General features: G+C 66.8%; 24 protein-coding genes. 17 read left to right on the forward strand and 7 right to left on the reverse strand.

Annotated elements, in window-relative coordinates; all coding sequences use genetic code 11:
- Nucleotides 1–98 precede the first annotated feature (98 nt).
- Together KF715_10230 and KF715_10235 are read left to right on the forward strand one after the other, a co-directional pair.
- Complete coding sequence (locus KF715_10230; GenBank protein ID MBX3737057.1) at nucleotides 99–929, forward strand: DMT family transporter; 831 nt, start codon at nucleotides 99–101, stop codon at nucleotides 927–929.
- Nucleotides 930–935: 6 nt separating this feature from the next.
- Nucleotides 936–1,679, forward strand: a complete 744-nt coding sequence (locus KF715_10235) for an alpha/beta fold hydrolase (GenBank protein MBX3737058.1) — start codon at nucleotides 936–938, stop codon at nucleotides 1,677–1,679.
- A 63-nt stretch (nucleotides 1,680–1,742) separates the two neighbouring features.
- Here KF715_10235 and KF715_10240 read toward each other — a convergent pair whose 3' ends face one another.
- The 3 genes from KF715_10240 to KF715_10250 all read right to left on the reverse strand — a co-directional run bounded on the left by KF715_10240 (nucleotide 1,743) and on the right by KF715_10250 (nucleotide 5,260).
- Entirely contained in the window at nucleotides 1,743–2,711 is a 969-nt protein-coding gene (locus tag KF715_10240) for a hypothetical protein (GenBank protein MBX3737059.1), read from the reverse strand.
- 57 nt (nucleotides 2,712–2,768) lie between these two features.
- A complete protein-coding gene (locus KF715_10245) occupies nucleotides 2,769–4,925 on the reverse strand; it encodes a PAS domain S-box protein (GenBank protein MBX3737060.1) in 2,157 nt (718 codons plus the stop codon).
- A 101-nt stretch (nucleotides 4,926–5,026) separates the two neighbouring features.
- Nucleotides 5,027–5,260: a hypothetical protein gene (locus KF715_10250; GenBank protein ID MBX3737061.1), complete on the reverse strand. Its 234-nt coding sequence runs from the start codon at nucleotides 5,258–5,260 to the stop codon at nucleotides 5,027–5,029.
- 171 nt (nucleotides 5,261–5,431) lie between these two features.
- Between KF715_10250 and KF715_10255 the strand changes: the two genes are divergently transcribed.
- The 8 genes from KF715_10255 to KF715_10290 all read left to right on the forward strand — a co-directional run bounded on the left by KF715_10255 (nucleotide 5,432) and on the right by KF715_10290 (nucleotide 12,711).
- Nucleotides 5,432–6,016: a GNAT family N-acetyltransferase gene (locus KF715_10255; protein ID MBX3737062.1), complete on the forward strand. Its 585-nt coding sequence runs from the start codon at nucleotides 5,432–5,434 to the stop codon at nucleotides 6,014–6,016.
- A gap of 199 nt (nucleotides 6,017–6,215) precedes the next feature.
- Nucleotides 6,216–6,638 carry an RNA-binding protein gene (locus KF715_10260; GenBank protein MBX3737063.1) on the forward strand — a complete coding sequence of 141 codons (423 nt, stop codon included), beginning with the start codon at nucleotides 6,216–6,218 and terminating at the stop codon, nucleotides 6,636–6,638.
- A 181-nt stretch (nucleotides 6,639–6,819) separates the two neighbouring features.
- The gene (locus KF715_10265) at nucleotides 6,820–7,467 is read left to right on the forward strand and encodes a TetR/AcrR family transcriptional regulator (protein ID MBX3737064.1); all 648 of its coding nucleotides are present in this window, start codon (nucleotides 6,820–6,822) and stop codon (nucleotides 7,465–7,467) included.
- The gene (locus tag KF715_10270) at nucleotides 7,445–8,431 is read left to right on the forward strand and encodes an HlyD family efflux transporter periplasmic adaptor subunit (protein ID MBX3737065.1); all 987 of its coding nucleotides are present in this window, start codon (nucleotides 7,445–7,447) and stop codon (nucleotides 8,429–8,431) included. The genes KF715_10265 and KF715_10270 overlap by 23 nt, the downstream gene beginning before the upstream one ends.
- A gap of 19 nt (nucleotides 8,432–8,450) precedes the next feature.
- Complete coding sequence (locus KF715_10275; protein ID MBX3737066.1) at nucleotides 8,451–9,395, forward strand: ABC transporter ATP-binding protein; 945 nt, start codon at nucleotides 8,451–8,453, stop codon at nucleotides 9,393–9,395.
- 70 nt (nucleotides 9,396–9,465) lie between these two features.
- Nucleotides 9,466–10,449, forward strand: a complete 984-nt coding sequence (locus tag KF715_10280) for an ABC transporter ATP-binding protein (GenBank protein ID MBX3737067.1) — start codon at nucleotides 9,466–9,468, stop codon at nucleotides 10,447–10,449.
- The gene (locus tag KF715_10285) at nucleotides 10,446–11,579 is read left to right on the forward strand and encodes an ABC transporter permease (GenBank protein ID MBX3737068.1); all 1,134 of its coding nucleotides are present in this window, start codon (nucleotides 10,446–10,448) and stop codon (nucleotides 11,577–11,579) included. The genes KF715_10280 and KF715_10285 overlap by 4 nt, the downstream gene beginning before the upstream one ends.
- A 1-nt stretch (nucleotide 11,580) precedes the next feature.
- Nucleotides 11,581–12,711, forward strand: a complete 1,131-nt coding sequence (locus KF715_10290; protein ID MBX3737069.1) for an ABC transporter permease — start codon at nucleotides 11,581–11,583, stop codon at nucleotides 12,709–12,711.
- A gap of 7 nt (nucleotides 12,712–12,718) precedes the next feature.
- Here the strand turns inward: KF715_10290 and mgtE are convergent, their stop codons facing one another.
- Complete coding sequence (gene mgtE, locus KF715_10295; protein MBX3737070.1) at nucleotides 12,719–14,104, reverse strand: magnesium transporter; 1,386 nt, start codon at nucleotides 14,102–14,104, stop codon at nucleotides 12,719–12,721.
- Between the two features lie 160 nt (nucleotides 14,105–14,264).
- Nucleotides 14,265–15,530: a mechanosensitive ion channel family protein gene (locus KF715_10300; GenBank protein ID MBX3737071.1), complete on the reverse strand. Its 1,266-nt coding sequence runs from the start codon at nucleotides 15,528–15,530 to the stop codon at nucleotides 14,265–14,267.
- 144 nt (nucleotides 15,531–15,674) lie between these two features.
- Here KF715_10300 and KF715_10305 point away from each other — a divergent pair, with 144 nt between their 5' ends.
- Entirely contained in the window at nucleotides 15,675–16,610 is a 936-nt protein-coding gene (locus tag KF715_10305) for a TerC family protein (protein MBX3737072.1), read from the forward strand.
- Between the two features lie 97 nt (nucleotides 16,611–16,707).
- On the opposite strand, the gene KF715_10310 is transcribed toward KF715_10305, so the two are convergent.
- Both KF715_10310 and KF715_10315 read right to left on the reverse strand, forming a co-directional pair.
- Complete coding sequence (locus KF715_10310; GenBank protein MBX3737073.1) at nucleotides 16,708–17,118, reverse strand: Hsp20/alpha crystallin family protein; 411 nt, start codon at nucleotides 17,116–17,118, stop codon at nucleotides 16,708–16,710.
- A gap of 30 nt (nucleotides 17,119–17,148) precedes the next feature.
- Nucleotides 17,149–17,580 (reverse strand): Hsp20/alpha crystallin family protein, encoded by a 432-nt coding sequence (locus tag KF715_10315; protein ID MBX3737074.1) that lies wholly within the window; start codon nucleotides 17,578–17,580, stop codon nucleotides 17,149–17,151.
- A 509-nt stretch (nucleotides 17,581–18,089) separates the two neighbouring features.
- On the opposite strand from KF715_10315, the gene KF715_10320 reads away from it, so the two are divergent.
- The 6 genes from KF715_10320 to KF715_10345 all read left to right on the forward strand — a co-directional run bounded on the left by KF715_10320 (nucleotide 18,090) and on the right by KF715_10345 (nucleotide 24,377).
- On the forward strand, nucleotides 18,090–19,643 hold the full coding sequence (locus tag KF715_10320; protein MBX3737075.1) for an ABC transporter permease: 1,554 nt from the start codon (nucleotides 18,090–18,092) through the stop codon (nucleotides 19,641–19,643).
- Nucleotides 19,643–20,557, forward strand: coding sequence for an ABC transporter permease (locus KF715_10325; protein ID MBX3737076.1), 915 nt, complete (start codon nucleotides 19,643–19,645; stop codon nucleotides 20,555–20,557). The genes KF715_10320 and KF715_10325 overlap by 1 nt, the downstream gene beginning before the upstream one ends.
- A 233-nt stretch (nucleotides 20,558–20,790) precedes the next feature.
- Nucleotides 20,791–21,948: a PatB family C-S lyase gene (locus KF715_10330; protein MBX3737077.1), complete on the forward strand. Its 1,158-nt coding sequence runs from the start codon at nucleotides 20,791–20,793 to the stop codon at nucleotides 21,946–21,948.
- A 149-nt stretch (nucleotides 21,949–22,097) separates the two neighbouring features.
- Nucleotides 22,098–22,454, forward strand: a complete 357-nt coding sequence (locus KF715_10335) for a hypothetical protein (protein ID MBX3737078.1) — start codon at nucleotides 22,098–22,100, stop codon at nucleotides 22,452–22,454.
- Between the two features lie 76 nt (nucleotides 22,455–22,530).
- Entirely contained in the window at nucleotides 22,531–23,643 is a 1,113-nt protein-coding gene (dusB, locus tag KF715_10340) for a tRNA dihydrouridine synthase DusB (GenBank protein MBX3737079.1), read from the forward strand.
- A 59-nt stretch (nucleotides 23,644–23,702) separates the two neighbouring features.
- Complete coding sequence (locus KF715_10345; GenBank protein MBX3737080.1) at nucleotides 23,703–24,377, forward strand: MarC family NAAT transporter; 675 nt, start codon at nucleotides 23,703–23,705, stop codon at nucleotides 24,375–24,377.
- The last annotated feature ends 80 nt before the right edge of the window (nucleotides 24,378–24,457 follow it).

Raw genomic sequence — 24,457 nt, forward strand, 5'->3', positions numbered from 1 at the left:
GCATCGCGAGGACATTCCTCCGGTTCGCAGTTCACAACTTCGCCGGAATCCTCCATCGCTGATGGTCCGTGAGAGACCCTGCGCACACCCGATCCGTCATGTTGCTGCTGCTCGCCGCGCTCTGCTGGAGCCTCGGCGGCGTGCTGCTCAAATCCGTCAACTGGCCGCCGCTCGCCGTCGGCGGCGGACGCGGGCTCGTGGCGGCGGTTTTCCTGCTCCTCGTGATGGGGCGGCAGAGGCCGTTTCGCTGGGGCTGGCTGCCGCTCGCCACCGCCGTGGCCTACACCGGTTGCACGCTGCTGTTCGCCGCCGCGACGAAACTCACCACCGCCGCGAATGCCATCCTGCTTCAATACACCGCGCCGGCCTACGTCGCGCTGCTCGGCGCGTGGCTGCTCAAGGAGCGACCGACGCGCTCGGACTGGCTGACGATCGCCGTGGTGTTCGTCGGACTCGCGGTCTTCCTTTACGATGGCCTGCGCCTGAACGACGTCGCAGGCATCCTGCTCGCGATCGCGAGCGGCGTCGCGTTCTCGGTGATGATCGTGCTGCTGCGCCTGCAGAAGGACGACGCCCCGATCGGCTCGATCATCCTCGGCAACTTCTTCGCCTTCCTGTGCGGATTGCCGAGCATCCTCGGCGCACCGTTGCCCGACGCCCGCAGCTGGGTCGCGCTGCTGTTGCTCGGCGTCGTGCAACTCGGCATCGCCTATCTGGTCTACACGAAAGCCATCAAGCACGTGACCGCCCTCGAAGCTGTCCTCATCCCCGTGATCGAACCGATCCTGAACCCCATCTGGGTGATGCTCGTGCTCGGCGAAAAACCCAGTGCGCTCGCCCTGCTCGGCGGTGCGATCGTGATCGGTGCCGTGACCTGGCGCGCCATGCACTCGATCCGCCAACCGCCGCCGGCGGTGCTGCCGGGCTGAACCTCCATGCGGCGCGCCACCCTCGCCCTGCTCTTGCTCGTCATGGCCGCCTCGCCCGCCTCCGCCGTCGAACCGGAACCCGAATGCGTCGTGCTCCTCCACGGCGTCGCCATGTCCGGCTGGGTGATGCGTCCGCTCGAGCGCGCGCTCAGCCGGGCCGGCTATCGCGTCATCAATCTCAGCTACCCGTCGCGACGGACGCCACTCGAGCAGGTCGCGGACGAGTTCCTGCCCGCGGAGTTGAAACGGCGCGGCGCGCTCGCGGCGCCGCGGCTGCATTTCGTCACCCACTCGATGGGCGGCATCGTGACGCGGCTCTATTTGCGCGACCATCGACCGGCCAACCTCGGGCGCGTCGTCATGCTCGGTCCGCCGAATCACGGCAGCCCCGCGGCGGATCGCGCCGGCAGGAGTCCCTGGATGCGCACGATCATGGGCGTGAACATGCCCCGCCTCGGCACGGGACCGGACGGCGTGGTGCGCACGCTCGGGCCGGCCGACTACGAGCTCGGCGTCATTGCCGGCACGCGCCTGATCAATCCGCTGTTCCGCGGTGTCATGCCGCGGCCGCACGACGGCGTCGTCACGGTCGAATCGGCGAAACTCGAAGGCATGCGCGACTTCCGCGCCGTGCCGTATTCGCACACCGGCATGCTCTGGCGTCGCCCCGTGATCGACGCCGCCCTGGCTTTCCTCCGCACCGGCCGGTTCCAACCCGCGCTGCCGGAGCATCTGTCACCTAGTAAGTGACCGTTTCTCCATGCTCCCGAGCGAATGGCACGCGTAGTTCGCGGAAAAATGTAACCTAATAGGTTACATTTCCGCTTTCGGCGGCGGGCGGAATTGGAGCAGCAGATTCGCGACGGTGATCAGGCCGCCGCCGAGCAGGAGGCGCCAGGTCAGCGTCTCGTTCGGATAGGCGAAGCCGCCCCAGCGCGCGAGCAGCGCGGGGAGAAAGAGCGCGAGCACCGACGTGAAGATCGGCTCCGTGCAGTAGATCAGCCCCGCCTCCGTCGCCGTGATGGCGGGTTGGAATCGGTTCATCAGGAGAAACGCCGCGATGGTGCACAGCGCGGTGAGGATCACGGTGAACGCCAGCCACGCACCCGAGGTCCACGGCACGAGCAACGCCCCGGCGGATGGCGCCGTGGTCGCGGCGAAAAGACCGAGCGCGACGGCTTGCGTGGCAAACATCAGCGTTGTGACCGGCCGGACGCGGTTGCCGGTGTAGCGCTTGTCCTCGAGCAACAGGATCTGCCACATGAAGAAGACCGACGAGAGGAGCGTCTCGGCTTCGCCGCGGCCGAGATGGAATTCACGCAGGTTGAACTGCGCCAGCACCGCCACGCCGGCGAGCACGAGCACGCACGCCGTCCACACACGCGCGCCCGGCGAGCGCCACGAACGGAGGGCGAGCAACACGGGAATCATGATCGCGTAGAACTGCGTGAGGAACGCCGAGGTGGACGCGCTGATGAATTGCAGGCCGTCGATCTGGAACAGCATGCCGAGCGACGCGGCGACCCCGAGCCGGAGACCCTGCGCGCGCTCGCCCGCAGTCAGGGTGCGGAGCTGGCGCCACGAGATCGCCACCATGAACACCGCGCCGAGCAGGAAGCGCGGCGCGAGCGACATGCCGGTGATGAACCAGTTGCCACTGCCCGGCAGCAGCTGCTCGTGCTGGAAGGCGATCGCCTTGAGCAACGGAAAGCTGAAGCCCCACAGGAAATTCGTGAGGAGCAGCATCAGCAGCGCGGTCGTGTGCGTGGCGCGGGCGTTCATCGAGCGGAGCGGCGCAGCGTAGGCGCGGTCGCGGGCACTCCAAGCGTAAAGCCGCGCTCAGTTCTTCAACACACTCTGAAGCACGGCGTGGAAAAGCGGATCGCGCAGCGGTTTCTTCAGCAGCGCGCGAAAACACGTCCGCAACTCGTCGCGCAACGCCGCCGGCACGCTGATCGCGATGAGCCCGATGACCGGCGCGTCGGCCAGGCCGGAGTGCGCCTGAAGCAGCGCGGGCCAGAGCGAGGCATCGCGCGCCAGCACGTCGATCAACAACACGTCGTGCGTGCGTTCGGCCGGCAGTTTCGTGAGATTCTCGAATGTCGTGACCTTGAGCCCCCAGCTCTCCAGCAGCGCCGCGTAATGCGCCCGGGCGCGGGTGTTGGCCGAGATCACCGCAATGCGGCGCGGCGGCAACTTGGACAGGCCCTCGGTCTTCTCGAGCACGCGCACCTCGATGTGGAAGCGGAACTCCGAGCCGGCACCGGCGGCGCTCGACACCTCGATGTCGCCATTCATCAACCGCACCAGGCTGCGGCTGATCGCGAGACCGAGGCCCGCGCCGCCGTGTTTGCGCGTGGTCGACGCGTCGACCTGGCTGAACGGCTGGAAGAGCCGGTCCTGCTTCTCCGCCGCGATGCCGATGCCGGTGTCGCGCACCGTGAAGTCGAGGCGCACCCGCTGGTCGCCGCCGGCCGCGGCGGGCAACAGCGTGGCGCCGACCTCCACCTCCACCTCGCCGGCGGGAGTGAACTTGATGGCGTTGCCGATCAGGTTGACGAGGATCTGGCGCAGCCGGCCCGGATCGGCGAGCACGTGCGTCGGCACCTGCGGCGAGACCGTGACGAGCAATTCGAGGTGTTTGTCGGCCGCGCGGGTCGAGAGCAACTCCACGGCCTCCTCGACGATCTGGCGCGGCGCGCACGCCTGCGGGTCGAGTTGCATGCGGCCGGCGTCGATGCGCGAGTAATCGAGCAGTTCGTTGGTAAGGGTGAGCAGCGCCTCGCCGCTCTTGCGGACCGTCTCGACGTAGTCGCCCTGCTCGGTGGTGAGCGAAGTGTCCTGCAGGAGCGTGGCGAAGCCGATGATGCCGTTCAGCGGCGTGCGCAGCTCGTGACTCATCATGGCGAGGAACTCGCCCTTGGCGCGATCCGCCGCCTCGGCCTGGTCGCGCGCGACGCGCAGTTCGTCCTCCACCCGCTTGCGATCGCTGATGTCGTCGAAGACGGCGACGAGGTTCGTCACGCGCCCGTCGCCGTCGCGCACGGGGGAGAACACGATGCGCACGGTGAAGACCTCGCCGTTGCGGCGGCGCATCAGCATCTCGCCCTGCCAGCGTTCGCCGGCGAGGAGACGGCGCAGCAATTCGCCGCGCTGCTGCTCGTCGGCGTCGCCGGGCAGGAGCAGACGCGAGGGCTGTCCGATCAATTCCTCGCGCTGGTAGCCGGTGATGGCGAGCAGGCCGTCGTTGGCGTATTCGATGATGCGCGCGGGGCTGGTGATGATGACGGCCGAGCTGCTCTGCTGGATCGCGGTCGAGAGGCGCCGGATCTCGCGGTTGAAATTCCGCTCGCGCATCCGGAACAGCCAGCCGGCGAACGGCACGCCGAGCACGAGCACCACCAGGCCGAAGGCCGAGAGCCGCGCGCTCCACAACTCGCGCCGCCAATGCGAGGAGTCGGCATCGATGCCGAGGATCGTGCGCGGCGCGCCGGGCGGCGGGCGATCGCCCACCGGCGCGTAGGCCGTAACCCATTCGCCGAACGAATCGCGCAACGGCCCCTCGGTCGCCGGCTCGAAGTTGCGGAGGATCGCCTGCAAGCCCGGGGAATTCGGCGCCTCGGGATAATCGTCGCCGGGCTTCGACATGTCGGCCGAAGTCTCGGGCTCGGAGTCGGCAAGGAAGACCACGCGACCGGGCCGATCCGTCGAGCGGAAGAGATAGACGAAGCGGATGCCGGGGCTGACTCCGCGCAACCGGATGAGTCGGTCCTTCACGGCGCGATACTCCGGGTGGTTCAGATCCGCGGGCGTGCCGGTGAGCGCCTTCGTGTCCTCGGATACGAAGGCCACGGCGCAGTGCTGCGCGCGATCGACCATCTGCCGGAGCAGCGTGGAGCGGTGCCGCTCCGCGCCCCACCACGCCGCGCCGACACCGAGCGCCGCGATCAGCAACCACGCGGAGAGAACGCGAAAATTGGACGGACGGGCGAACACGGGCGATTAACAGCAAGCAAACTTCGCGGCCTCCGCGCCCGCAAAACAAAACCGCCGCGGATTGCTCCGCGGCGGTCGGGAAAAGCGAATTTCGCTCGAGGTTAGGACGAGACGTGCTTCGACACGAGCTTGGTCATGTCGAACATCGAGACCTGCGCCTTGCCACCGAACACAGCCTTGAGGGCGTCGTCGGCGTTGATCATGCGCTTGTTCTTCTTGTCCTGGAGGCCGTTCTTCTTGATGTAGGCCCAGAGCTTCTTGGTCATTTCGGTGCGGGGAAGCGGCTTCGAGCCGACGACCGCGGCGAGGGTGGCGTCCGGCGTGACCGGGGCCATGAACTTAGCGTTGGGTTTGCGAGCAGATTTCTTTGCCATAGTGCCTCCCGTATTAGAACGGGTCCGGGGCGATGCAACGATTTTCTAGAGGGAAAATCGAGTTTTTCAGAGGAGAACCCGCTTGAAAATCGACTCGCGGCCCGTCAGGCCGCCCGGCAGTTTCGCGCGCCAATGCACTTCACCGCCGAGCTTCCGCTCATCGAAACCCCGCGTCTCGTGCTGCGTCCGTTCGACCTCACCGACGCGGCGGACGTGCAGCGGCTCGCCGGTGCGAAGGAGGTCGCGAACGCCACCGCACTCATCCCGCATCCCTATCCGGACGGCGTGGCGGAGCAGTGGATCGCCACTCATCCTGCCGAGTGGGCGGCGCATCGCGGACTCTCGCTCGCCGTCACGCTGAAGCCGACCGGCGCACTCATCGGCGCAATCGGTCTCACGCTCGCGGAGGCGCACACCCGCGGCGAACTCGGCTACTGGATCGGACTGCCGTTCTGGCGCCACGGCTTCGCCACTGAGGCGGCGGGCGCGCTGACGGATTTCGGTTTCCGCGGGCTCGGCCTCAATCGCGTGCAGGCGCATCACTACGCGAGCAACCCCGCGTCCGGACGCGTGCTGCTCAAGATCGGCATGCGCCGCGAGGGCACGAGCCCGAAGATGATGCTGAAGAACGGCCGCTACGAGGATGTGGTTTTCTACGGCGTGCTCCGGCGCGACTGGCCGGGCCTCGGCAGCGCGGCGCCGTTCGGACCGGGCTGAACGGCCGCTCCATCCGTGTCAGTTCCGCACTTGCGGCGCGGCGGCGGGCGCGGCATTTTCGCCGCCGTTGGGTCAGTTGTTTGTGAGACTTCCCCGCCACGCAGAATCATCACGCGAGCGCCCGCAGCGGGCCCGGTGAGGATTTGAATCCCGGCCGTCGGGAACGGGCGGCAGCCAGCAGCACAGCCCCGGCAGACACATGGAAAACACCAAACTCTACGTGGGGAACGTTCCGTTCGCCACCACGGCACAGGACCTCGAGGGACTCTTCGGCCAGGCCGGCACGGTCAGCGTCGTCGAGATCATCTTCGACAAGTTCACCGGTCGTTCGCGCGGCTTCGCCTTCGTCACCATGGGCAGCGCGGAGGAGGCCCAGAAGGCGGTCGACCAGTTCAACAACTACGACCTCGGCGGCCGCAAACTCGCGGTGAACATCGCCCGGCCGCGCGAAGAGCGCGCCCCGCGTGAAGGCGGCTTCGGCGGCGGTGGTGGGGGCGGCGGACGCGGCGGCTTCGGGGGCGGGCGCGGCGGCCCGCGCCGTTTCGGCGGTGGTGGCGGCGGCTTCCGCGGCGGACGCGGGGGCGACCGCGGGGAGCGCGGCGGTTTTCGCGACCGCGAGTAAGCCCCGCCTACCGCCAGGATTCCGAGCCGAATCTCAGTGAGGTTCGGCTTTTTTGCGCGCACTCCGACGGAGTCCGGGCCGCCGGCCATCGTTCCAACCCGGGCCAATCGGCCACCGCAAAAAAGCGAAAACGAGGCTTGCAAGGAAACTTTGGATACGTTTCGGGTTTCCATCGATTCCAATGGCCTCTCGCTTATCCGAGTCTCCCGCCGTCCCCGCCGCCGCCGAAGCGCGCGCGCGCATCGTGCGCGCGGCCCGCGCGCACCTCTTCGCCCACGGCTACAGCAGTTGGACGATGGACGACCTCGCAACCGAGCTCGGGATGAGCAAGAAGACGCTCTACCAGCATTTCCCCGGCAAGGAGGAGCTCGTGCGCGCCGCGCTCGAACAATTCGCGTCCGAAGTCCGCGCCGAGGCCGACGCGATCATCGCCGACCGCAACCTGACCTTCGCGGAAAAACTCCGCGGCTTCACCGGCGGCATGCACCAGCGGCTCTCGCTGCTCACCCCGCACGTCATGCGCGATCTTCAGCGCTTCGCGCCGAAGCTCCACGACCTCACCTTCGAACTCCGCCGCCGCAACCTGCCCTCGATCTTCGGCCGCCTCCTCGAGCAGGGTCAGCTCACCGGCAAGGTCCGCCCGGAGCTCGACGCGCCGTTCGCCGCCGAATTCCTCCTCCACGCGATCCAGGGCATCATGCAGCCCGCCACGCTCGAGCATCTCAACCTCGCTCCCCACCAAGCTTTCGAAAAAGCGATGAACCTCTACTTCGGCGGACTCCTCACGCCCGCCGGCCGCAAAGACTATGAAAAATCGTTTCCCCGCTAAACTCGCCGCGCTCGCCCTCGGCACGCTCCTGCTCGGCGCCTGCTCCCGCTCGGGCTCCAGCCGCTCGGGCGAACTCGTGTTGTCCGGCAACTTCGAGGTCGACGACGCCCAGCTCGGCTTCAAGACGCCGGGCCGCGTCATCGAGCGCGCCGTGCGCGAGGGCGACCGCGTCACCGTCGGCCAACCGATCGCGCGCCTCGACGACGCCGAGCAGCAATCCCAGCTCGCGCTCCGCCGCGCCGAGCTCGCCGCCGCCGAGGCGCAACTGGCCGAGCTCGAAGCCGGCTCGCGCCCGCAGGAAATCGCCGCCGCCGCCGCGACCGTGCGCAGCGCCGACGCCGACCGCGATCGCGTGCGGCTCGATTTCGTGCGCCAGGACGAATTGCGCAAAAAACAGGTGATCTCCGAGCGCGATTTCGAAGCCGCCCAGGCGCAGTTGAAAGTCGCGGAAGCCAAGGCCATCGAAGCCGTCGAGCGACTCAAACTCATCCAGGAAGGCCCGCGCGCCGAGACGATCCGCCAGGCACGCGCCCGCACCGATCAGGCACGCGCCGCCGTCGCGCTCGCCCAGACGCAGCTCGACAACACGCGCCTCGCCTCGCCGCTCGACGGCGTCGTGCTCTCCCACAACATCGAGCCGGGCGAATTCGTTTCCGCCGGCACGCCGGTCGTCACCGTTGCCGAAACCGCACACCTCTGGGTCCGCGCCTACGTCAACCAGCCCGACCTCGGCCGCGTCCGCCACGGCCAGAAAGTCGTCGTGCGCACAGACAGTTTCCCCGGACGCGATTTCGAGGGCGTCGTCGGCTTCATCGCCTCCGAAGCCGAGTTCACGCCGAAAACCGTGCAGACGCCCAAGGAGCGTGTGAAGCTCGTGTTTCGCCTGAAGGTCGACGTCGCCAACCCGAAGGACGAACTGAAGCCCGGCATGCCGGCCGACGTCGTCCTGCCGCCCGCCAACTGAGTCGCCGGCCCGTCGCCGCATGTCCGCCTCCGCCATCCACGCCCGCGGTCTCCGCCGCACCTTCGGCGCGCTCGTCGCCGTCGACGGCCTCGACCTCGACGTGGCCGAAGGCGAGATCTTCGGCCTGGTCGGTCCGGACGGCGCGGGCAAGACCACGACGATGCGCATGCTCACCGGCATCCTCGCGCCCAGCGCGGGCGGAGCGACGGTCGCCGGCTGCGACGTCGTGCGCGAACGCGAACCGCTCAAGGAGCACATCGGCTACATGAGCCAGCGCTTCGGGCTCTACCCGGATCTCACGGTGGCGGAGAACATCGATTTCTACGCCGACATCTACACCGTGCCGCAGGCCGAGCGCGCCGAGCGCACGGAGCGCCTGCTGGCGTTCAGCAATCTCACGCCCTTCAAGCACCGCCTCGCCGGCAACCTTTCCGGCGGCATGAAGCAAAAACTCGGGCTCGCCTGCGCGCTCATCCACACGCCGCGCGTGCTGTTCCTCGACGAGCCGACCAACGGCGTCGATCCGGTCTCGCGCCGCGACTTCTGGCGCATCCTCTACCAGCTCGTGCGCGACGGCGTGACGATCTTCGTCTCCACCGCCTACCTCGACGAGGCGGAGCGGTGCAACCGGCTCGCGCTCCTCCACGAAGGCCGCCTGCTCGGCCTCGGCACGCCGGACGAGATCAAGGCGATGATGCCCGGCGCGCTGCTGGAGATCCGCACCGCCGCGCCGCGCCGCGCCGCCGCATTGCTGCGCGAGAAGCTGCCCGACGCTTCCGTCGGCCTTTTCGGCGACCGCGTGCACGTGGCCGCGCGCGACTCCGTCGCGATCGAGACGCGCATCCGGGACTTGCTCGCCGCCGCCGATTTCCCGGTGGAATCCATCCGCCCAATCGATCCGTCGCTCGAGGACGTTTTCGTCGCCGTCCTGGCCCAGCGCACGGCCGCCACCGCGAAGCCATGACCCTCGCGCTCATCGTCATTCTCCTGCTCACCCTGCTCGTCGCGACCGAGTCCGACGCCGAGTAATCCGCATGCGCACCACTCCCACCGCTGTTTCCGAGCCGATCGTCGAGGTCCAAAACCTCGAGAAGCACTTCGGCGCGTTCAAGGCGGTCGCCGGCGTGAGTTTCGCGGTGCGCCGCGGCGAGATCTTCGGCTTCCTCGGACCCAACGGCGCCGGCAAGTCCACCACCATCCGCCTGCTCTGCGGCCTGCTCACGCCGACGAAAGGCACGGGCACGGTCGCGGGCTTCGACATCGTGCGCGACACGGAGAAAATCCGCACGCGCATCGGTTACATGAGCCAGAAATTCTCCCTCTACGACGAGCTCACCGTCGAGGAGAACATCGATTTCTACAGCGGCATCTATCGCCTGCCACGCGAGAAAAAGGCCGCGCGCAAGGACTGGGTGCTCGCGATGGCCGGCCTGCGCGAGCACCGCCACGCACGCACCGCGGAACTTTCCGGCGGTTGGAAACAGCGCCTCGCGCTCGGCTGCGCCGTGTTGCACGAGCCGCCGATCCTGTTCCTCGACGAGCCGACTTCGGGCGTCGATCCGAACAGCCGCCGCGCGTTCTGGGACCTCATCTACGCGCTGTCGGAGCAAGGCGTCACCGTGTTTGTGACGACGCACTACATGGAGGAATCCGAGTATTGCGACCGGCTCGGCGTCATCTACCGCGGCGAACTCATCGCCCTCGGCACGCCGCGCGAACTGAAGACGCGGCACATGCCCGAGGCCGTGCTCGAGCTCGATTGCGACCGCCCGAACGACGCCATGCTCGTGCTCGAGCGCCTGCCGGCGGTGAAGGAGGTCGCACTCTTCGGCAAAGGCCTGCACGCCGTCGCACCCGACCCGGTCGCCGCCGAGGCCGCCATCCGCGAGGCGCTGACGACACATGGTTTCCGCCTCGGTCGGCTGGAACGCATCGTGCCGACGCTGGAGGATGTGTTCGTCTCGCTCATCGAGGCCCGCGACGCGCAGGCCGGCCGCCAACAGGAGGTCGCCCGATGAACCTGCGCCGTCTCTGGGCCGTCGCGCGCAAGGAAGCGCTGCACATCCGCCGCGATCCGCGCAGCCTCATCCTCGCCGTCGGCATCCCGATGCTGATGCTGCTCATGTTCGGCTACGCGCTCACGCTCGACGTCGACCGCGTGCCGTTCGTCGTCTGGGACCAGGGCCGCAGCGTGGAGAGCCGGGAATTCACGGCGCATTTCACCGCGACGCGCTATTTCGATTTCCGCGGCACGGTCAGCAGCTACGCCGAGGTCGAACACGCAATCGACACGCGCGAGGCGATGCTCGCGCTCGTGCTGCCGCCGGACTTCGGCCAAAAAATCGCGGCCGGACGCGCCGCCGGCGTGCAGGCCATCGTCGATGGCTCCGATTCGAACACCGCGGGCATCGTGCTCGGCTACACGGCGGCGATCACGACGACGTTCAACCAACAGGTAGCCCTCGACCAGATTCGCCGGATCACCGGCCTCGCGCCGACGGCGGCGCTCGATCTGCGCCCGCGCGTCTGGTTCAACGCCGACCTCGAGAGCCGGAACTTCATCGTGCCCGGCATCATGGCCGTGATCATGGGCCTGATCGCGGCGCTGCTCACGTCGCTCACCATCGCGCGCGAGTGGGAGCGCGGCACGATGGAACAGCTCATCTCCACGCCGGTGAAGCCCGCCGAACTGATCCTCGGCAAGCTCCTGCCCTACTCCGCCATCGGCCTGGCCAACCTCGCCATATCCGTCGTGATGGCGGTGTTCCTCTTCCACGTCCCGTTGCGCGGCAGCGTGGTGCTGTTGTTCAGCGTCGGCATGGTGTTCGTCGTCGGCACGCTCGCGCAAGGCGTGTTGATCAGCACGATCGCGCGCCAGCAGCTGCTCGCCAGCCAGATGGCGATGATCTCGACGTTCCTGCCGGCGTTCCTGCTTTCGGGTTTCGCCTTCGCCATCGCGAACATGCCGCTGCCGGTGCAGGGCATCACCTACATCGTGCCCGCCCGCTACTTCGTGGCGCTCGTGAAGGGCATTTTCCTCCGCGGCGTGGGACTGGAAATCCTCTGGGCCGACGCGCTCTTCCTGATCGCGTTCACCATCGTCGTCATCGGCGTCTCGATCCGCAAGACGCGCAAAGTCCTCGGCTGATATGTGGGAACGCATCCTCACCATTCTCCGCAAGGAGTTCCGCTCCGTGCTCCGCGACCCGCGGATGCGGCTCGTGATCATCGGCGTGCCGCTGATCCAGACGCTGATCTTCGGCTACGCGGTGTCGCTCGACGTCCGGCACGTGAAACTCGTGGTGATCGACCGCGACGCCACCCCGGCCAGCCGGGAACTCGTGGCGCGGTTCACCGGCTCGGCCTATTTCGACGCGATCGAGCGCACGCTCGACGAGGGCGAGGGCCGCGCCTTGATCGACGCCGCCGATGCCTCCGCGATCCTGCAGATCAACGCCGGTTACCAGGAAGAGATTCGCGGCGGCCGGCTGGCGCCCGTGCAATTGATCGTCGACGGCGCGGACTCGAATACGGCGCGTTTCGTCGTGAATTACGCGAGCCAGATCGCCGCGACCGCGAACACCGAGTTCGTCCTCGCGCAGGCGCGCCGTCTCAGCGGTCGCACGCCCGCGACCGGCCAGGTCGACCTGCAGCCGCGCGCGTGGTTCAACGCCGATCTCGAGAGCCGCAATTTCTACGTGCCCGGGATCATCGCGATGCTCGTCATGCTCGTCGGCCTCATGCTCACGAGCATGGCGATCGTGCGCGAGAAGGAGGTCGGCACCATCGAGCAGGTGATGGTCACGCCGATCCGCCCGGTGGAGTTCATCCTCGGCAAGTGCGCGCCGTTCGCCGTCGTGGGCTTCGTCAACACCGCGATGGTCACCGCCATCGCGCTGTTGTGGTTCGGCATCCCTTTTCGCGGGAGTTTTCTGCTGCTGCTGCTTGGCGTCGCGCTGTTCCTGTTGAGCACGCTCGGCATCGGGCTGTTCATCTCGACCGTCAGCCACACGCAACAGCAGGCGATGATGACGACGTTCTTCTTCTTTTTTCCGGCGATGCTCTTCTCGGGCTTCATCTTCCCGATCGCGAACATGCCGACGGTCTTCCAATGGCTCAGCCTCGCCGATCCGCTCCGTTACATGCTCGTGATCATTCGCGGCGTTTTCCTCAAGGGCGTGGGTCTTGGTGTGCTGTGGCCCCAGCTCGGGGCGCTGCTCGCCATCGGCGTGGTCGTGCTGATCTTCGCCGTGCGCCGGTTCCACAAGAACCTGGCGTAAGCGGGCGCTACAGCAGCGTCCCGCGCAGGATGAGGAACGCGACGGTGAAGTAGATCACGAGGCCCGTGACGTCGACGAGCGTCGCCACGAACGGAGCGCTCGACGTCGCGGGGTCGAAGCCGATTTTCTTCAGCAACAGCGGCAGCATCGAGCCCATGAGCGAGCCCCACAGCACGATGCCGATGAGCGATGCGCCGACCGTGGACGCGACCAGCAGGTAGTGCGGGCCGTAGATATCGCTGAACTGCGCCCAAATCAGGATGCGCAGGAAGCCGATCGCGCCGAGGATCACGCCGAGCATCAGGCCCGCCGCCAGTTCGCGCCGCATCACGCGCCACCAGTCGCGCAGGCGAAACTCGCCGAGTGCGAGCGCGCGGATGACGAGCGTGGCGGCCTGTGAGCCGGCGTTGCCACCCGAACTGATGATCAGCGGCACGAAGAGCGCGAGCACGACGGCCTTCGCGATCTCGTCTTCGAAGTAACTCATCGCGGTGGCGGTGAGCATCTCGCCGAGGAAGAGCACGACGAGCCAGCCGGCGCGCTTCTTCACCATCTTGGTCAGCGCGATGGTAGTGTAGGGTTCGTCGAGCGCTTCGCTACCACCGAGCTTCTGGATGTCCTCGGTGGCTTCCTCGGCGGCGACGTCGAGCATGTCGTCGGCGGTGACGATGCCGATGAGCTTGCCGTCGGCGTTCGTCACCGGGAGCGCGACGCGGTCGTATTGGCGGAAAACCTGCAACGCCTTCTCGCGGTCGTCCTCGGGATGGAGCGTGGCGTAGTTGCCGTCCATCAGCGCGCTGACCTTGGTTTCGGGCGCGGCGAGCAGGAAGCGGCGGATGCGGATGTCGTCGAGCAGGATGCCGCCCTCGTCGGTCACGTAGACCATGTTGAGCGTCTCGCGGTCGTAGCCGTGCTCGCGGATGTATTCGAGGGCTTCGCGCACCGTCCACTCGGGTCGCACGGCGACGAAGTCGAGCGTCATCATGCGGCCGACGCTGTGCTCGGGATAGGCGAGAAGGTCCTGCGCGATCTTGCGCTCGCCGGGCGAGAGCCAGCAGATCATCTGCATGGCGAGATCGAGCGGCAGCTCGTGGAGGAAGGCCGTGCGGTCGTCGGGCGGCAGCTCGTTGAGCAACGCTGCGGCCTGCGGCTGCGTGAGCGTTTTCAGCAGCTTGTATTTCGCGGTGTGTTCGAGGTAGGCGAACGTCGCGCCGGCGAGCTGCGGCGAGGCATGCCGGAACAGGATGCCGAGCTGCTCGACCGGCAGCTCCGAAAGGATGGGCGCGAGGTCCGCCGGCAGCCACGGCGCGAGCTTCGCCTTCAGTCCGGCGAAGTTCTTGTTATCGATCAGCGCCGAAAGTTCGGCACGCAGCTGGCTCGGTTGCGACGACACGGCGGCAACCTACGCGCCGTGCCGCGACTGGCAATGCGCAACGCGCACGGAGGCCGCCGATACGCTGGAGAACAGAGAGCCGCGCGGCGCGCTGAGGTGGTGGGAGCTGGAAGCTTCCGCTATTTTTTCACTCCGCCGATATCCAAACCCGACCCGCGCGTCAGGCTTTGGCGGACGGCGCGGGCAGCGAGGCGACGTGCACGGTCTGCGTGGGGAACGCGAAGGACAGGCCGCGCGCCTCCACGGCGCGCATGATCTCGAGGTTGATCTGCTGGCGCACCTGCATGTGCCGCACGAAGTCGGCGCTCTTGAAAACGTAAACCGCCCAGATGTCCATGGACGAGGCGTTGAAGTCGCGGAAATAGACGTGCGTGTCGGCCGCGTTGATCTCGGGCTTGCTCTCGATGATGCGGCGAATCTCCGCCACGATCCCGGTCATCGCTTCGGTCGAGGTGGAGTAGGTCAGGCCGATCACCTGTTCGACGCGTCGCTGGGTGAAGCGCGAGAGATTCGTGATCGTCTCGGCCGCGACTGTCTTGTTGGGGATGGTGACCAGCGATTTGTCGAGCGCGCGCAGCTTCGTGGAACGGAGGCCGATGTCCTCCACCATGCCGATGACGCCTCCGATGCGCACGGTCTCGCCGAGGCGGAACGGCTGGTCGGTCGCGACCACGACGGAGCCGAAGATGTTCGCGATGGTGTCCTGCGCGGCGAGGGCGAAGGCCAAGCCGCCGATGCCGAGGGCGCCGAGCGCGGCCTTCACGTCGTAGCCGAGGCCCTGGATCGTCACGAGGATGCCGATCAGCACGAAGATCGTGATGAGGAATTTCTTGATCCACGGCATGAACGCCGCGACGCCCATTTGTTTTTCCAGGGCGATTTCGTGCGCATGTTCGAGCACGGCGTCGAAGGCGCGATACAGGCCCCAGAAGATCGCCGCGGAAAACGCCACGGTGGAGCCGAGCGAGATGTAGTGGTCGGTGCTCTCGGAGAGCTTCAGCACCTTCAAGGCGGCGAAGATGCCGAGCAGCATGACGAACGTGGCCGTCGGCTGCTCCATCGCGGGAAAGAGTTTGTCGTCGAGCGTCGTCTCGGTCTTCGCGGCGAGTTTCTTCAGGTAATGGAAGATGATGTTCGTGACGACGTGGCGGAGCAGCACGCCGCCGACGAGAAACGCCGCCGCGATGACGTAGTGCGTGAGCGTGTTGGAGCCGTCGCTCGGCACATGGAGCGCGTGCAGGATCACGTCGACGAGATGCTCGAGCAGATCGGGCGTGCGCTCCGCCGGAGCGACCACCACTGCGGTGGTCGTGGCGGCGCCCGCGGCGGTCGACGCGGCGTCGGAGTTGGCGGCCGCCTGGGCAAGCGCCAGCGCAGGCGCGGCGAGCGGGGCGAGACCGGTCAGGAGTCGGCGGGAGAAATTCATGCTGGGGTTTCCTAGAAAGCCCCGCGACCGCGCTTGTCAAAGCGATAGGCCGCCGGACCGCGGCATGTTTAGCCGCTTGCCGAGTCGGGTGTCCGCCCCACACTTTCTGCGCCAATGCCACTGCCTCTCGCGCTTTTCGATTCGATGCCTTGGTGGGCCTGGACCGGCTTTCTCGGTTTTGTCGCGGCCATGCTGGCGCTGGATCTCGGCGTGTTCAACCGGCAGAGCCACGTCGTGTCGCTGAAGGAAGCCTTCGCGTGGTGCGCGGTGTGGTTCGCGCTGGCGATGGGCTTCTACGCCCTGATCGCGACCGGCACGCTCGGCAACGGCCTCGGGCGGAAGGAGGGCCTCGAGTTCCTCACCGGCTACATCGTCGAGCTGTGCCTGAGCGTCGACAACGTCTTCGTCTTCATCGTCATTTTCCAATACTTCAAGGTCGAGGCGCGCTACCAGCACCGCGTGCTTTTCTGGGGCATCCTCGGCGCGGTGGTGATGCGCGCGCTGTTCATCTTCGCCGGCATCAGCCTCATCAACGCCTTCCACTGGGTGATCTACCTTTTCGGCGCGTTCCTCGTCTACACCGGCATCAAGCTGGCGATGCCGAAGCACGACGACGGACTCGAACCGGAGAAAAACCCCGCCGTGAAACTCGCACGGCGTTTCCTGCCCATCACCCCGACTTACCGCGAGGGGCATTTCTTCGCGCACGAGGACGGACGCATCTCGGCCACGCCGCTGTTCCTCGTGCTCCTCGTGGTCGAGACGACCGACGTGATGTTCGCGCTCGATTCGATCCCCGCCGTGATCGCGATCACGCGCAACGAGTTCATCGTTTTCACGTCGAACATCTTCGCGATCCTCGGCCTGCGTTCGCTCTACTTTGCCGTGTCGGGCGTGATGCAGCTCTTCCGCTACCTGAACATCGGCCTCGCCGTGATCCTGGTCTTCGTCGGCCTGAAGATGCTCGCGTCGCACTACATCGACGTCTCGATCCAACTCTCGCTCGGCATCATCGGCACCGTGCTCGCCGCCTCGATCCTCGCATCGGTGCTGATCCCGCAGGCGCGGAAGGGCGACTAAACCGCCTAAACAAAGCCGCCGGGTCCGCTAAGCGGACTCCGGCGGCAACTCGGACGCACACACACGCACGTGCCGAGCGTTACCCCTGAAAGGTGGTTCAGTTCACCGCGATCTTGCGCGGCTTCACGGCCTCGGCCTTCGGCAGCGACACGCGGAGCACGCCGTCTTTCAGCTCGGCGTGGATCTTGTCCACGTCGACCGAGTTGTCGTGTTCGAGCGCGAGCGCGTAGGGCGCGTCGACGGTCTCGCGGTAGAGCTGCGTCCAGCCATCCGGCTTCTGCCAGGCGCGGCGGCCGCGAATGCTGAGCACGCCGTCCTCGGCGGACAGCTCGAGGCCGTCCTTGGCGACGCCGGGCAGCTGGACCGTCAGGCCCCATGCCTCGGCGTTTTCCTTCAGCTCGTAGACGGGCTTCAGGGTGAACTCAGGCTCGGTGGATGTCTGGCCGCTTTCGTCGTGACGCGACAGCGCGCGGGAGAGACGCGGAACGATTTGATTGAAGAGAGTCATGATGGATTTTCCTCCGTGATGGAAAGGTGATCAGTTGACGTTGATGGCGATCTTGCGCGGCTTCGCCTGCTCCTGTTTCGGGAGCGCGACGGTGAGCACGCCGTTCTCGAGCGCGGCAGTGACCTTGTCGGCCTGCACGCTCTCGGGAATCGCGATCGAGCGGCTGAAGCTGAACGACTGCTCGCCCTCCTTGCGGGTGGCGTTGATCGTCAGGTAGTCCTCGATCATCTCGACGGCGATGTCCTCGCGCTTCACGCCCGGGAGCTCCGCGCGGACGTAGGTGTTGTCCTTGTCCTCGTAGAGATCGACGGGGAAGCGCGGCGTCGCCGGCGCCACGGCGTCCGCCAGAGCGGTCGCGAAGAGACGATCGATTTCCGACTCCAGACCGGTCCAGGGATTCTGAAACGCGGACCCGCGAAAGAGGGTCGCGCGGGGTTGGGTATAACGAACGATGCGATACATGGTGGTGGTTCTCCTTTTTGAAACTGGGTTGTGCCACCGCAGTGCATCCCACGTGCCGGGCCCCGGCCGCGCGCAAATCGCGTTCGTCTCGCCACTTGTTTTCCGCGCGCGAAGTTCTCTGGGAAATTCCGCCCCACCCTGCGACAGCGCACCTGCGCAAATCCGACCCGGTGCGCCCGTCAGATCAAAAACCCTGCTCGGCTCCGGCTGACGCCTCTTCCCCTAGGAAGGCCCCGCCATGTATGCACACGCTCCACGATTAAGCCGGGGCAACTGCGCCGCGCCCAACAACCCGCGCTATGCCCGGCGGATTGATCCGGCTGGCGGCCGGTGCTCAGGGGCGTGTCGCCTCGGCGCGGGCGCATTCCCTACAGGAACACTATCGCATATGATCTCGCGACCGGAAGAAATGCTCTGGCAATCCCGCGTTCACCGGTTCTCATCCCGCAGCCTCGGGCCGAGAGATTCGCCATCATCCCACGCTGACAACCGACGGCTCACCGCTCGACGTGATCCAAGAACTGAAATTTGCGCTCCGCTCACTGGCCAAGTCGCCCGGATTCACCGCCGTCGCGGTCTTGGTGCTGGCCCTGGGCATAGGTGCCAACACCGCCATTTTCTCCGTCGTGGAGTCGACGTTGCTGCGCCCCCTGCCCTTTCCTCGCGCCGAGCAGTTGGTCCGCGTGTATGAATCGTTCGATGACACCGATTCGCGCGTTGGCACCCTCAACCTCTCCGAGCTGACGATCCGGCAATGGCGCGAACAGGGCCGCGACATCTTCACCGACCTCGCCGCCGCAGACATCAGCACCGCCACGCTCGGCCATGACAATGGCGCGCCGGCGCGCACGGTTCCGGCCGCCCGCATCAGCGCCAATTTCTTTTCCACGCTCGGCCTGCGCCCCGCTCTTGGCCGCTCGTTCACCGTCGAGGAAGACCGGCCTGGCGGCCCGCGCGTCGTGATCGTCGGCTACGATTTCTGGCAACGAGAGCTCGGGGGCCGGGCGTCCGCTCTCGGCCAGACCATCACGCTCGACCAAGCCCCGGCCACCGTCGTCGGCATCATGCCGGAGCATTTCCGCCACCCCTACCTCGCCGAAATCTGGGTGCCCCTTGCGGCCGCTTTCGATCCGGGCGCGCCGCGCAGCCACTACCTCTACGGTGTCGCCCGCCTACGGTCCGGCATCACCGCAGATCATGCCGAGGCGGCCTTGCGCCGCCTCTGCACCGCCATCAATGCCAGCAATCCCGACCCGCAAAATCCGCGCCGCGCCTTCGTCCGCCCGCTGCGGGAGGGTTTCACGCGAATCGCCGTCTTGCGGCCCAAGCTCTTTGCCATCAGCGGTGCCGCCTTCTGTGCTTTGCTCATCGCTGCGGCCAATTTCTCCGGGCTCCTGCTGGCCCGCACCATCGCCCGCGAGGGCGAGCTCGCGATCCGATCCGCGCTCGGCGCCTCCCGACTCCGGCTGGCCCGCGGCTTGCTCGCGCAAGCACTCCTGCTCGCCACTCTCGGCACGGCCGCCGGACTGCTGCTCGCGGCATGGTTCACTCCCGCGCTCGTCGCGCTCAGTCCCGAGGGCTCCGACGCCACGGGCAGCGTTATGCGCGAGTTCGACTACACCATTCGCCTGGACTGGCCCGTGTTTGCCTTCGCCACCGGCACGCTGCTCCTCGCCGGCGCCTTTGGGCTCCTGCCGGCATGGCGCGGCACCCGGACCGATCTCCGGACAGCCATGAACAACGGTGGCCGCTCCGCCACGCTCAACCGCCACAGCAGCCGGATGCTCGCGGCGCTCGTGGTCGGCGAAATCGGCGTCGCGACCGTTCTGCTCGTCGGCGCAGTCACCCTCACGCGTTATTTCACTCACCTCGTGCAAGAGCCCTGGGGATTTGCCACCGAGCGCCGCCTGTCCTTCCAGGTCACGCTGCCCGATCGACTTTTTGCCACGCCGGCGGCGAGGCTGCCAGTGCTCGAACGCGTCCTCGGCGAGCTCCGCGCCACACCGGGTGTAACCTCCGCAACGGTTACACTGCCTCATCCCCTCAACTCCTCCTATCGGTGATGAATGAAAATCCCGACGGCACGATCCCTCCCGTGTCGCGGGGATTCCGTCAGGCCTACCTTCGCGCCACCGTGCCGGGATATTTTACTACGGCCGGACAAGCCTTGCTGGAAGGCCGCGACTTCACTGACGCCGATCGCGGCGACACGGAGTCGGTTTGCATCGTCAATGCTTCCTACGCCCGGCGTTTCTGGCCCGGGCAGAGCGCCATCGGCAAGCGCGTGAAAATGGGCCGGCTCGATGAGCCGCGCCCCTGGCTCAAGATCGTGGGCATGGCCGCTGACCACAAGGTCATCGCCTATCCCTACGACGGCGAGATGGACGGCACGATCTTCCTGCCGATGAATCAGCTGCTCGCACTCTCCGCCGCCTATCACGATTTCACGTTTATCGTCGAAACGGCGGGCGATCCTCGCGCACAGGAATCCGCGATCCGCGTCGCACTCACCCGCGCCGATCCTCGCTTGGCGGCCTACGAGCTGAACACGATGGCGGACGCCGCCGCCACGACGCGCACCACCGAGCGCTTTGCGCTCGTGCTGGTATCGCTGTTTGGCGTGCTGGGACTCGTCCTCTCGGCCATCGGTCTCTACGGGCTCCTGTCCTTGCAGGTCGCGTGGCGGACACGAGAGTTCGGCATCCGTTCCGCGCTGGGCGCCACCGCCGCCGGTCTCGCACAGTTGGTCACCGGTCAGGGTCTTCGCTTGCTCGCAATGGGATTGCTCCTTGGCACCGCCACCGCGTCGGCGGGCCTGCAACTTGCGGCCAGCCGCTGGCCCAATCTGCCGGCAACCGGACCTGTGCCCTACCTCGCCGCCGCCACCGTCCTCGCCTTCGCCGTCCTTCTCGCCTGCTGGCTCCCCGCCCGCCGCGCCGCCCGGGTCGACCCGATCACCGCGCTGCGCGCCGAGTAGCACTGCCATTGGCCTCCGCCAGTTTCAGAACCATCGTCGCGCGGTTCCGTCGACCACTATGGTCTATGGGAGCGATGCGTTGGCCGGTTCCTGTCGGAAACCTGAATCCAGGATTCGGAGCATCGCCGAGGCTGATGCCAGCCGGTGCACCGGCACAACGCCCGCTTGTTGTGACCAGACCGCGATTTTCCCGTGGCCAGCACCGCACCGCCGGGCTCACCCTGCGTATCTCGATGAGCTTCGACTTCGACACCCCGATCGACCGCGCCCGCAGCGACAGCCAGAAATGGCAGAAATACGCCGGCAAGGACATCCTGCCGCTTTGGGTCGCGGACATGGACTTCGCCGCGCCGCCGGTGGTCGTCGATGCGCTGCACGCCCGCGTCGCGCACGGCGTGCTCGGTTACGCAAAGCCGCTACCCGCGCTCGCGGAAGCGACCGTCGCCTACTGTGCGCGCCGCTACGGCTGGCAGGTCGACCCGGCTTGGCTCGTCTGGCTGCCCGGCCTCGTCACGGGCCTGAACGTCGCCGCCCGCGCCCTCGGCGAGGAAGGTGACGAAATCCTCTGCACCACGCCGGTCTACCCGCCGTTCATGAGCTCGCCCGCCAACCAACGCCGCCGCACCGTCGCCGTGCCGCTCGCGAAGCATGGCGCGCGCTGGGAGATGGATTTCGCCGCCCTCGAACGCGCGATCACGCCGCGCAGCCGCGCCTTCTTCCTCTGCAGCCCGCACAATCCCGTCGGCCGCGCCTTCTCGCGCGCAGAGCTGGCGCAGCTCGCCGCCTTCTGCGAGCGCCACAACCTCACGCTCGTCTCCGATGAGATCCACTGCGACCTGATCCTCGACGACGTCGCCCACACTCCCACGGCGATGCTTTCGCCTGAAATCGCCGCGCGCAGCATCACGTTGATGGCGCCGAGCAAGACCTACAACGTGCCCGGCCTCGGCACTTCGCTCGCCATCATCCCCGACCCGGCGCTCCGCACCGCCTTCACGCGCGCCGCCAGCGGCATCGTGCCCGACGCCAACGTCCTCGGCCTCGTCGCGTGCGAGGCCGCGTTCCGCTACGGCGAGCCTTGGCGTCAGGAGCTCCTCGCCTATCTCCGCGGCAATCGCGACCTGATCGAGCAGACCGTCGCCAGCGGCCAGTTACCCGGCGTGGCGATGACCCACGTGGAGGCGACCTACCTCGCGTGGCTCGACATCTCTGCGTTGCGCCTGCCGCACGCCCACACATTCTTCGAGCAACACGGCCTCGGCTTCTCCGACGGCGCGCCCTTCGGCGCCGCCCCGAACACGCACGTCCGCCTGAATTTCGGCTGCACCCGTGCCACCCTCCGCGAAGCCCTCGCCCGCCTCGCCCGCGCCTGCGCCGCCGCCGCGCACTAGCCCGACAGGCGCAACGCATCCCTCCCGCCGCACCCGCGATCGCACAATGCCGACCGAGCGCCCATCTGCTCGCATTGTAACCTAATAGGTTACATTTGTTCGATTTTCACTCTGGCAGTAAGGGCAGTTTGTAACCTATTAGGTTACACATGCTGAAACCACATCCGAGATTGGCAACGTGGCTGGAAATCGGTGGTGCGCTGTTTGCGGCCGGCGAAGGACTGGTCGACGAAGTGCGGCGCAAGGCAAAGCCGCGACGGTGGCAGTCCTATCATACCGTCAGGCCGGGTGCGGCTACGCCGCTCTGGAACATTTTGGCCGACCAAGTTCGCGCAGAGCTGGCTCCGCATGGAGCGAAGACGCGGCTCGCCCGATACCTCGGCATTCCGCGCCAGCGGTTGCAGGACTTTCTCTCCAGCAAGAACCGGATGCCGGATGCCGAACTCACTTTGCGCATACTGCATTGGTTGGCCGAGAAGCGCGGCGGTCGCGACATTTCACTCTGACGCCCCCGGGAAATGTAACCTATTAGGTTACATTTTCCGGGTTGCGCGGCTTAGGTGACGCAACACGGTGAACGGCGTGCGCATCGGGCCGTATGAATTTCCGTCGAATCTGTGTCTCTCGCCGCTGGCGGGTTACACCAACCTGCCGTTCCGGCTCGTCGTGCGCGAGGTCGGCGGGCTCGACTGGGTCACGACCGACCTGATCAACGCCCGCTCGCTGCTCGAGCGAAACCACAAAGCCCTGCAGCTCGCGCAAACCGCGCCGGCGGAGAAGCTCCTTTCGGTGCAGCTCTTCGGCTCGGTGCCGGAGGAAATGCGCGACGCCGCGGCGATGGTCGAAGCGATGGGCATCACGGCGGTCGACATCAACATGGGCTGCCCTGTCCGCAAAGTCGTGGGCGTGGGCGGCGGCTCGGCGATGATGACCGAGTTGAAGAAAACGCAGGCGCTCGTGCGCGGCATGGTCGAGGCGGTGAAGATTCCCATCACGGCCAAGATGCGCCTCGGCTGGGACGAGAACAATCTCACCGCGCCCGACCTCGCGCGCGCGTTGGAGGACGTCGGCGTCGCGGCCATTTTCGTGCACGGGCGCACGCGCGCGCAGGGATTTTCAGGCACGGTGAATCTCGCCGGCATCCGCAGCGTCGTGCAGGCGGTGAAGACGATTCCCGTGATCGGCAACGGCGACGTCACCACGCCCGACGCCGCGAAAAAAATGTTCGAGGAGACCGGCTGCGCCGGCGTGAGCATCGGGCGCGGCGCGTTCTACAATCCGTGGATTTTCCGGCACACGCTCGATTTCCTTCGCACCGGCGCGATGCCGGCGGAGGCGAGCTATGCCGAGCGCGTGCAGGTGATGCGACGGCACCTCGAGCTGGCGTGCGAAGTCTTCGGCGAGGAGCTGGGCTGCCGGCTCTTCCGCAAACCCGCAGCGTGGTATGCGAAGCGGCTCGGTCCGGCGAAGGAGTTTAAGAAATCCGTCGTCGGCCTGCGCACGCGCGCGGAGTTCGACGAGATTCTCGCGCGCTACGAGAAATGGCGCGCGCAGTTCTGCGACGAGCGCGGCGAACTGCTGCCGCGTTTCCAGCCCGATCCGATGGTGGCGTCGTTCATGCGTGCGGACGACGACCCGGCGGTGACGCAGCGCGAGTCGATCCCCGTGCCAAAGGGACCGGTCGACGTCTGGTGACGGAATGGATGCGGGCTCGCCTTGCGCGTCCACGCTCCGCAACCTCCGTTTTCTCCCGCATGTTCAATCTCGTCCATCTCTGGGGCATCTTCCTCGGCACCGTGGTCGGCCTCCTGCCGCTGATCAATCCGCTGGCGGCTGCGCCGACATTCCTCGCGATCACCGAGGGCGACAGCGAGGCGCGGCGCCGCGAGCAGGCGCTGAAGGGCTGCATCTACATGGTGGCGATCCTCGTGAGCTTCCTGATCGGCGGCACGTTCATCATGAATTTCTTCGGCATCTCGATCCCCGGCCTGCGCATCGCGGGCGGGATCATGCTGACCGGGATCGGCATGAACATGCTGGCGACGCACCGCGCATCGGACGACGAGCGGGAGGAACGCGAGGCGGCGCGGCGGAAAGTCGACGTGTCGTTCTCGCCGCTCGCGATGCCGATGCTCAGCGGCCCGGGCTCGATCGCGGTGACGCTCGGGTTCACCTCGCTCGCCACGCATCCGATCGACTACGTGGCGATCATCGCCGGCATCGGCGTGGTGGCTTTCATCACCTGGGTGACGCTGCGACTCTCGGGCAAGATCGTGACGCTGATCGGCGTGGTCGGCGTGAACGCGATGACGAAGATCATGGGTTTCCTGATCATGTGCATCGGCGTGCAGTTCGTCGTGAACGGCATCCTCGGCATCGCGACGGATCCGGAAACGCTGCGTGGCATCAAGCAGACGCTGGCGCACTGAGTCGCTGGCGGAACGCTCGCACGGTCTCGAAAAGAAGCGGCCGCGTTGCCGCGGCCGCTGAGGTAAATGGGAAGTGCACG

It is taken from the genome of Candidatus Didemnitutus sp. (genome assembly GCA_019634575.1).
Lineage (GTDB): Bacteria > Verrucomicrobiota > Verrucomicrobiia > Opitutales > Opitutaceae > Didemnitutus.

Bases quoted from the DNA above. Each gene is read 5' to 3' on its own strand.
- KF715_10335 (MBX3737078.1), top strand. From the start codon at position 22,098: ATGCTGAAACCACATCCGAGATTGGCAACGTGGCTGGAAATCGGTGGT.
- KF715_10305 (MBX3737072.1), top strand. From the start codon at position 15,675: ATGCCTTGGTGGGCCTGGACCGGCTTTCTCGGTTTTGTCGCGGCCATG.
- KF715_10260 (MBX3737063.1), top strand. From the start codon at position 6,216: ATGGAAAACACCAAACTCTACGTGGGGAACGTTCCGTTCGCCACCACG.
- KF715_10275 (MBX3737066.1), top strand. From the start codon at position 8,451: ATGTCCGCCTCCGCCATCCACGCCCGCGGTCTCCGCCGCACCTTCGGC.
- KF715_10255 (MBX3737062.1), top strand. From the start codon at position 5,432: ATGCACTTCACCGCCGAGCTTCCGCTCATCGAAACCCCGCGTCTCGTG.
- KF715_10290 (MBX3737069.1), top strand. From the start codon at position 11,581: ATGTGGGAACGCATCCTCACCATTCTCCGCAAGGAGTTCCGCTCCGTG.
- KF715_10325 (MBX3737076.1), top strand. From the start codon at position 19,643: ATGAATGAAAATCCCGACGGCACGATCCCTCCCGTGTCGCGGGGATTC.
- KF715_10315 (MBX3737074.1), bottom strand. From the start codon at position 17,580: ATGTATCGCATCGTTCGTTATACCCAACCCCGCGCGACCCTCTTTCGC.
- KF715_10270 (MBX3737065.1), top strand. From the start codon at position 7,445: ATGAAAAATCGTTTCCCCGCTAAACTCGCCGCGCTCGCCCTCGGCACG.
- KF715_10240 (MBX3737059.1), bottom strand. From the start codon at position 2,711: ATGAACGCCCGCGCCACGCACACGACCGCGCTGCTGATGCTGCTCCTC.
- KF715_10330 (MBX3737077.1), top strand. From the start codon at position 20,791: ATGAGCTTCGACTTCGACACCCCGATCGACCGCGCCCGCAGCGACAGC.
- KF715_10300 (MBX3737071.1), bottom strand. From the start codon at position 15,530: ATGAATTTCTCCCGCCGACTCCTGACCGGTCTCGCCCCGCTCGCCGCG.
- KF715_10345 (MBX3737080.1), top strand. From the start codon at position 23,703: ATGTTCAATCTCGTCCATCTCTGGGGCATCTTCCTCGGCACCGTGGTC.
- KF715_10310 (MBX3737073.1), bottom strand. From the start codon at position 17,118: ATGACTCTCTTCAATCAAATCGTTCCGCGTCTCTCCCGCGCGCTGTCG.
- KF715_10250 (MBX3737061.1), bottom strand. From the start codon at position 5,260: ATGGCCCCGGTCACGCCGGACGCCACCCTCGCCGCGGTCGTCGGCTCG.
- KF715_10280 (MBX3737067.1), top strand. From the start codon at position 9,466: ATGCGCACCACTCCCACCGCTGTTTCCGAGCCGATCGTCGAGGTCCAA.
- KF715_10230 (MBX3737057.1), top strand. From the start codon at position 99: ATGTTGCTGCTGCTCGCCGCGCTCTGCTGGAGCCTCGGCGGCGTGCTG.
- KF715_10265 (MBX3737064.1), top strand. From the start codon at position 6,820: ATGGCCTCTCGCTTATCCGAGTCTCCCGCCGTCCCCGCCGCCGCCGAA.
- KF715_10285 (MBX3737068.1), top strand. From the start codon at position 10,446: ATGAACCTGCGCCGTCTCTGGGCCGTCGCGCGCAAGGAAGCGCTGCAC.
- KF715_10235 (MBX3737058.1), top strand. From the start codon at position 936: ATGCGGCGCGCCACCCTCGCCCTGCTCTTGCTCGTCATGGCCGCCTCG.